We start from the raw sequence: 6,611 nt of genomic DNA, 5'->3' as shown, positions 1-6,611 counted from the left end.
GTCATGAGCCGATCACGCCGGCATGCCGCGCTAGCGGCTGAAAGTGCCGGAGTCTAAGGCTCAGCCTGAGCCTTCCTGTATAGCTCGAACCCTGTCAAACCGCAGGACCACCGGGCCGGGGAGTACGCCCCGATGGGCACACGGCTTGCCTTTGGCCTGCGATGTCGGCCGACAGCATCAACCCGTCCACCGTCCTCGCCGGCCTGTGGCAAGCGGTGTGGCGCTACCGGCGCCGCACGCTCGCAGCAATCCTGTTGCTGGTGTTGGCCAAGGCCGCGGGTGTGATGGTGCCCCTGGTGCTCAAGGCCATCGTCGATCGTTTCAGCGCCGCGCAGAGCGTGGGCCCCGAAGCCGCGCCGGGCTCCGTGCCGCTGCTGCTGGCGCTGCCGGTGTTCCTGCTGCTCGGTTACGCACTGCTGCGCTTCGCCGGCACGCTTTTCACCGAACTGCGCGACCTGGTGTTCGCACGTGTCACCCAGCGCACCGTGACCGCATTTGCCGAGCGGACCTTCGCGCACCTGATGTCGCTGTCGCCGCGCTTTCACGTGCAGCGCAACACCGGCTCGCTGATCCGCGACGTCGAGCGGGGCAATGCCGGCATCGGCTTCCTGCTCGGCGCCGGGTTGTTCACGGTGGTGCCCACGCTCGTCGAGTTCGTGGCGGTGCTCGCGGTGATGGCCATCGGCTACAGCCTGTGGTTCACGCTGGTCATCATGGTCACCTTCTTCGTCTACGCCGGCTTCACCGTGGCGATGACCGGCAAGCGCGCCTTGCAGCAGCGCAAGCTCAACGAGTTGGACTCGCATGCCAATGGGCGCATGGTCGACAGCCTGCTGAATTTTGAGACGGTCAAGACCCATGCGCGCGAAGGCTATGAGCGCACGCGTTACGCCACCGTGCTGGGCCAGTGGGTCGATAGCAGCCTGGCCAATCAGCGCGCGCTCTCGGCCCTGCACATCGGCCAGAGCGCGATCATCGCCGCTGGCGTGGCCGCCGTGATGCTGCTGGCCGGCGAACAGACGGTGCAGGGCCGCATGACAGTGGGCGACCTGGTACTGGTCAACGCCTACGTGATCCAGATCTGCCTGCCGCTCAACGCGCTGGGCTATGTGTTTCGCCAGGGGCGCGACGCGCTGGTCGCCACCGAAAAACTGTTTGCGCTGCTCGAGCAAAAGGCCGAAATCGAAGACCGCCCGACCAGCCAGGCGCTGCAGGTGCGCGGCGGCACGGTCGCTTTCGAGCACGTCGATTTCTCCTATGAAGCCGGCCGCCAGATCCTGTGGGACCTGGACCTGAGCATCCCCGCCGGCCAGACGGTGGCGGTGGTCGGCGGCAGCGGCTCGGGCAAGTCGACACTGGCGCGCCTGTTGCTGCGCCTCTATGACGTGGACGGCGGGCGCATCACGGTAGACGGCCAGGACCTGCGCAGCATTACCCTGGCAACGCTGCGCGAGGCGATGGGCGTGGTGCCGCAGGACACCGTGCTGTTCAACGACACCATCGCGCACAACATCGGCTATGGGCGCACCAACGCCGGCATGGCCGAGATCATCGCGGCGGCGCAGGCGGCGCAGGTGCACGAGTTCATCCTGTCGCTGCCCGAGGCCTACGAAACCATGGTCGGCGAGCGCGGCCTCAAGCTCTCCGGCGGCGAGAAGCAGCGCGTGGCCATTGCCCGCGCGTTCCTCAAGAACCCGCCGATCATGATCTTCGACGAGGCCACCTCGGCGTTGGACACGCGCGCCGAGCGGGCCATCCAGAGCGAGCTCGATCGCATCGCCGAGGGCCGCACCACGCTGATCATTGCGCACCGCCTCTCGACCATCGTGAATGCCGACGAGATCGTCGTGCTCGACAAGGGCCGCATCGTCGAGCGTGGCCGCCACGAAGCGCTGCTCGAACGCGCGGGGCTGTATGCACAACTGTGGAATCTGCAGCGCCAGCAGCAGCAGTTCGAGCGGCTCGAGCGAGCGCTCGCGCGCCAGCCGGTCAACCTGGCCGTGCTGCTCGCGCAGACCATCGACGGCCTGCGCGAGCAGATCGAGGCGCGGCAGGTGCGCCTGGTCAGCGAAGTCGATTTCGAGAACGCCAGCGTCACCGGCGACCCCAGCACGCTGGCGCAGGCGATGCGTGAGTTGTGCATGTGGGCACTGGCCGGTACGCCGCCCAGCGGGCGCATCGAACTCAAGCTGGAGCGCGACGGCGCCAATGCGCGCCTGAGCGTGACCGACGGCCGCCACGGCCTGGCGGCGCATGCCCCCGCCGTGCCGCCGCCCGGCGCGACGGACCTGCCCATGGGCGCGCCGCCGCGCGGCACCGAGACGCCGCTCGATCCGCTCGAACTGCGCAGCACCATCGAGCGCCAGGGCGGCAGCTTCACCATCGAGGCGCCGTCATCCACCCACGGCATGCGCTACGTGATCGAGCTGCCGCTGCGCGCGGTGGTGGTGCCGGCGTCGCTGCTGCACGGCGGCCAGCCGGGCGAGCAGATCGCCACCGTGCCGCACGCGCAGCGGCCCAGCCGGCCGCTGGCCGGCTTGCGCGTGTTCGCCATCGACGACGACGCCGACGCGCGCGCAGTGATCCGCCACCTGCTCGAGCTCGAAGGGGCGCAAGTGCTGTCTTTCATCAGCGGCACGCAGGCGCTCGCCTGGCTCGAAGCTCAGCCGCGACCGCAGTGGCCCCAACTCGTGGTCTGCGACATCGCGCTCGGCCAGGAAGACGGCCATGCGGTGATACGCCGCGTGCGCGAGATCGAGGCCGAGCGCGGCGTGCCGCCCGGCGAGAGGGTGCCTGCCATCGCGCTCAGCGGCCTGGCCCGGGGCGACGACCGCGTGCGCGCGCTGCAGGCCGGCTTTCAGGTGCATCTGGCCAAGCCGGTCAACCCCGACGAGCTCATCGCGACGATCTTCACCCTGGCGCGTTCGGGCCGCAACGCGGCCGGCCAGCCGATCCTGCCGGCAGGCTGAGGTGCCCGGCCGGCTCGCACTCCCCGCGCTTCCCATGAAAGACTGTTCATGACCACGACGACCCGAAGCCTCGCTGCCATCGACGGCAGTTCCGAAGTGCCTGCTGCACGCAGCCGGGATCCCGAAGCGCCCGCTGTCGGCAGCCGCTATGCCGATGCCGACGCTGCGCGCGAAGCGCTGCGGCTGGCGCTGCCCATGATCGAGCCGCTGATGAGCGACGAGAACATCTGCGGCAGCGGCTTCCTCTACATCGTGATCCTGGATCCGGCGCTCCTGCCCTCCGAGTCGCCGTTCGATGACGCCGTGCTGCTCGAACACGCCGTCGGCGATCGCACGCGCTGGGACGCCGACTACGCCGGCTTCGCCCGTGCCAAGGCGCGCGTGAGCTGGCGCAGCGGCCAGGACAGCCACCGCGTGCAGACGTCGCAGCCGCACGCCTTGCGCGAGGGCGACAGTCTGCTGTGGGGCAGCGTGTGCCTCGACGGGATCGTCGTGGCCGTCAGCGGGGCGCACCCTTGGTACGACGAGGCTTTCGCGATGTGCATTGCGGCGAATCTGCGGGCGATTGCCAAGGGGCGGCATGCGAAGGCGCGGGATGCGGATCGGCTGAGCGCTTGAAGCGCAGTAGCTGCTCGGCAGCGACCGTCGCACCGAAGCGCTGTCGGCCATCCGCCCGCGGCTTTGCTCACACTGATCCGCCGCATGCAAGGCCGCCCTCCTGGCACGTCGCCTGCTCCGAGCGAACCGCTGCTCGAGCCGTCCATCGCCCGGCTTGCATCGACGCACGTCACCCACCGCTTATCACGAGGAACTCTTGATGACACCGACCCTGCCCAACACCGCGTCCGCCGCCACTGCGACCGCAGCGTCGCCCGACGACGGCACTTCGCTGCGCGGCAAGGCGGTGCTCATCACGGGCGGCTCGCGCGGTCTGGGTGCCGCGATCGCCAAGCTGCTCGGCGAGGAGGGCGCCTGTCCGGTGCTGGCCGACCTGGCTGCCGAGCGTGCCGAGGCGCAGGCCGCTGCGTTGCGCGAGCAGGGCATCGACGCGGTGGCGATGGCGCTCGACGTGGGCGACGAGAAGCAGTGCGAGCGGGTGGTGGCCGAGGTGCGCGAGCGCTACGGCCGCTTCGACGTGCTCGTCAACAACGCCGCGATCGACATCACCGTGCCGATCGCCGAACTGGAGGGCGCCGACTGGGAGCGCGTGGTGCGCACCAACCTGACCGGGCCGTTCTTCCTCTCCAAGTACGCCGCGGCGGCGATGGGCGACCGCAGCGCCGGCGGGAGCGGGGGGCACATCGTCAACATCGCCTCGACCGCGTCCAAGCGCGCTTGGCCCAATGCCGCCGCCTACCACGCGACCAAGTGGGGGCTGCTCGGCCTGTCGCATGCGCTGCACGCCGAATTGCGCCCGCGCGGCATCAAGGTTTCGGCGGTGGTGGCCGGCGGCATGCGCACGCCGTTCCTGCTCGACCGCTTCAGCGACATCGATCCCGGCGTGCTGCAAGACCCGGCCAACGTGGCGCGCACTGTGCGCTTCGTGCTCACGCAGCCCGAAGAAACGGTGATCCCGGAGGTGATGGTGCTGCCCATGCGCGAAAGCTCGTGGCCTTGAACAGTCGCCGTTTGCGCTACGTCCGGTAACGCAAGCCATCAAGAATCGGAGACCCCCCATTTACGGGGGGTGGGGGCGCGCGGTATCTTCCGCTTCCCTTCTTCTCCCTCGTGACCTGCATGCCGGACCCTGCAGTCGAGTCCGCCAATCCGCACTTCCTGGCGGCGCAGGGCGAGATGGGCGCGTTGATGCGCGCCTTCGAGTGGGAGACGAGCCCGCTCGGCCTGCCGGCGCTGTGGCCGCAGAGCCTGAAAACCGCCGCCGGCATCTGCCTGCATTCGCGCTTCCCGATGCTCATCTGGTGGGGCCAGGCGCTGACCGTGCTCTACAACGACGCCTACCGGCCGATTCTCGGTGCCAAGCACCCATCGGCGCTGGGCCAAAGCGGCGAAGAGTGCTGGCGCGAGATCTGGCCGGTCATCGGCCCGTTGCTGTCCAACGTGCTGCAGCACGGCCAGTCCACCTGGTCGGCCGACCAACTGCTCCTGCTCGAGCGCAACGGCTATCAGGAGGAGTGCTACTTCACCTTCTCCTTCAGCCCGATCCACGACGAGTCGGGCGGCATCGGTGGCGTGTTCACTGCGACTACCGAAACGACCGACCGCGTTCTCAACGAGCGCCGTCTGCGCACCCTGAACGAACTCGGCGATGCGCTGGCCGGCCTGGGCGAGGGCGCCGCGGTTTGCCGTGCCGCCGCCGAGGTGCTGGCGCGCAACCCCAACGATCTTCCGTTCAGCCTGATCTACGGCCTGGACGCGAGCGGGGTGCGGGCCAACCTGCTGGCTTCCAGCGGCTCGTTGCCCGCCGGCTGTGGCGGCACCGTTCGGCTGGTGCCCGGCGCCGACGACCCGCTCGCGCGGTCGGTGCAGCGAGTGCTGGAAAGCGGCGAAGCGCAAAGCCTCGAACTGCCGGCGGGCGGCGCAACGGCGAGCGGCCCGCGTGCGGTGGTAATCCCGGTGCGCACCGGCCAGCAGGTGCTGCCGGCCGCGCTGCTGGTGGCGGGGCTGAACCCCACGCGCACCGATGACGTCGGCTACCGCAGCTTCATCGCGGCCATCGCCAGCCACCTCGGCGCAGCACTCACCAATGCGCAGGCGCACCAGATCGAGCGCCAGCGCGTGGCGGCCCTGGCCGAGCTCGACCGTGCCAAGACAGACTTCTTCTCCGACATCTCGCACGAGTTGCGCACGCCGCTCGCGCTGATGGTCGGGCCGCTCGAGCTGCTGCTGCAGGGCCGGGCCGATGGCAGCGAAATGGACACGCTGCGCATGGCCCACCGCAATGCGCTGCGCTTGCGCGAACTCATCGACCGCCTGCTCGACTTTTCCCGCATCGAGGCCGGCCGCATGCAGCCGCGCCTGGAGCCGACCGACCTGGCTGCGGCGACCACCGAGATCGCCGCAATGTTCCGCTCGGCGATCGAAGAGGCCGGCCTTCGCCTGATGATCGATTGCCCGCCCCAGCCACGCGCGGCCTGGGTGGACCGCCCGATGTGGGAAAAGATCATCGTCAGTTTCCTCTCCAACGCCTACAAGTACACCGAGCGCGGCGAGATCGAGGTCCGGTTGCAGCAGCAGGACGACTGCGTGGTGCTCCAGGTGCGCGACACAGGCTGCGGCATCGCGCCTTTGCATTTGCCGCGCATCTTCGACCGCTTCTACCGCGTGGAGGGCGCGCGCGGCCGCACCGACGAAGGCTCGGGCATCGGCCTGGCGCTGGTCCGGGAGTTGGTGCAACTGCACGATGGCGCCATCGACGTGGCCAGCGAGCCCGGCGAGGGCAGCGTCTTCACCGTTGTGCTGCCGCTCGCCAGCGCCGACGACGAATTCGGAACGGTGCCGGGCGACGACAACGTGCGGCCCTGGCACGGCTCGGTACACGCCGGACTCGACGAACTGGAGCGCCTGGCGGGCAGTGCTGCGGCCGTCGCCGGTGCCCAGCTCGATCTGGAGCTGCCCCCTGCCGCGGCGGCGACCTGCGTGCTGGTGGTCGACGACAACGCCGACATGCGCTCTTACGTGGCC

General features: G+C 69.5%; 4 protein-coding genes. All 4 read left to right on the top strand.

Features of this window, described 5'->3' with window-relative positions:
* The first annotated feature begins 161 nt into the window (after window positions 1-161).
* The gene (locus H0W38_RS13495; RefSeq protein ID WP_292454867.1) at window positions 162-2,969 is read left to right on the top strand and encodes an ABC transporter transmembrane domain-containing protein; all 2,808 of its coding nucleotides are present in this window, start codon (window positions 162-164) and stop codon (window positions 2,967-2,969) included.
* A gap of 195 nt (window positions 2,970-3,164) precedes the next feature.
* On the top strand, window positions 3,165-3,587 hold the full coding sequence (locus H0W38_RS13490; protein ID WP_292454869.1) for a hypothetical protein: 423 nt from the start codon (window positions 3,165-3,167) through the stop codon (window positions 3,585-3,587).
* Between the two features lie 199 nt (window positions 3,588-3,786).
* Window positions 3,787-4,587: an SDR family oxidoreductase gene (locus tag H0W38_RS13485; RefSeq protein ID WP_292454864.1), complete on the top strand. Its 801-nt coding sequence runs from the start codon at window positions 3,787-3,789 to the stop codon at window positions 4,585-4,587.
* A 119-nt stretch (window positions 4,588-4,706) separates the two neighbouring features.
* The coding region (locus tag H0W38_RS13480; protein ID WP_292454861.1) for a PAS domain-containing sensor histidine kinase at window positions 4,707-6,611 on the top strand (1,905 nt) is incomplete at its 3' end.

Source organism: Methylibium sp. (assembly GCF_013817365.1).
Lineage (GTDB): Bacteria > Pseudomonadota > Gammaproteobacteria > Burkholderiales > Burkholderiaceae_C > Methylibium.
This window is presented reverse-complemented; position numbering and strand designations above follow the sequence as displayed.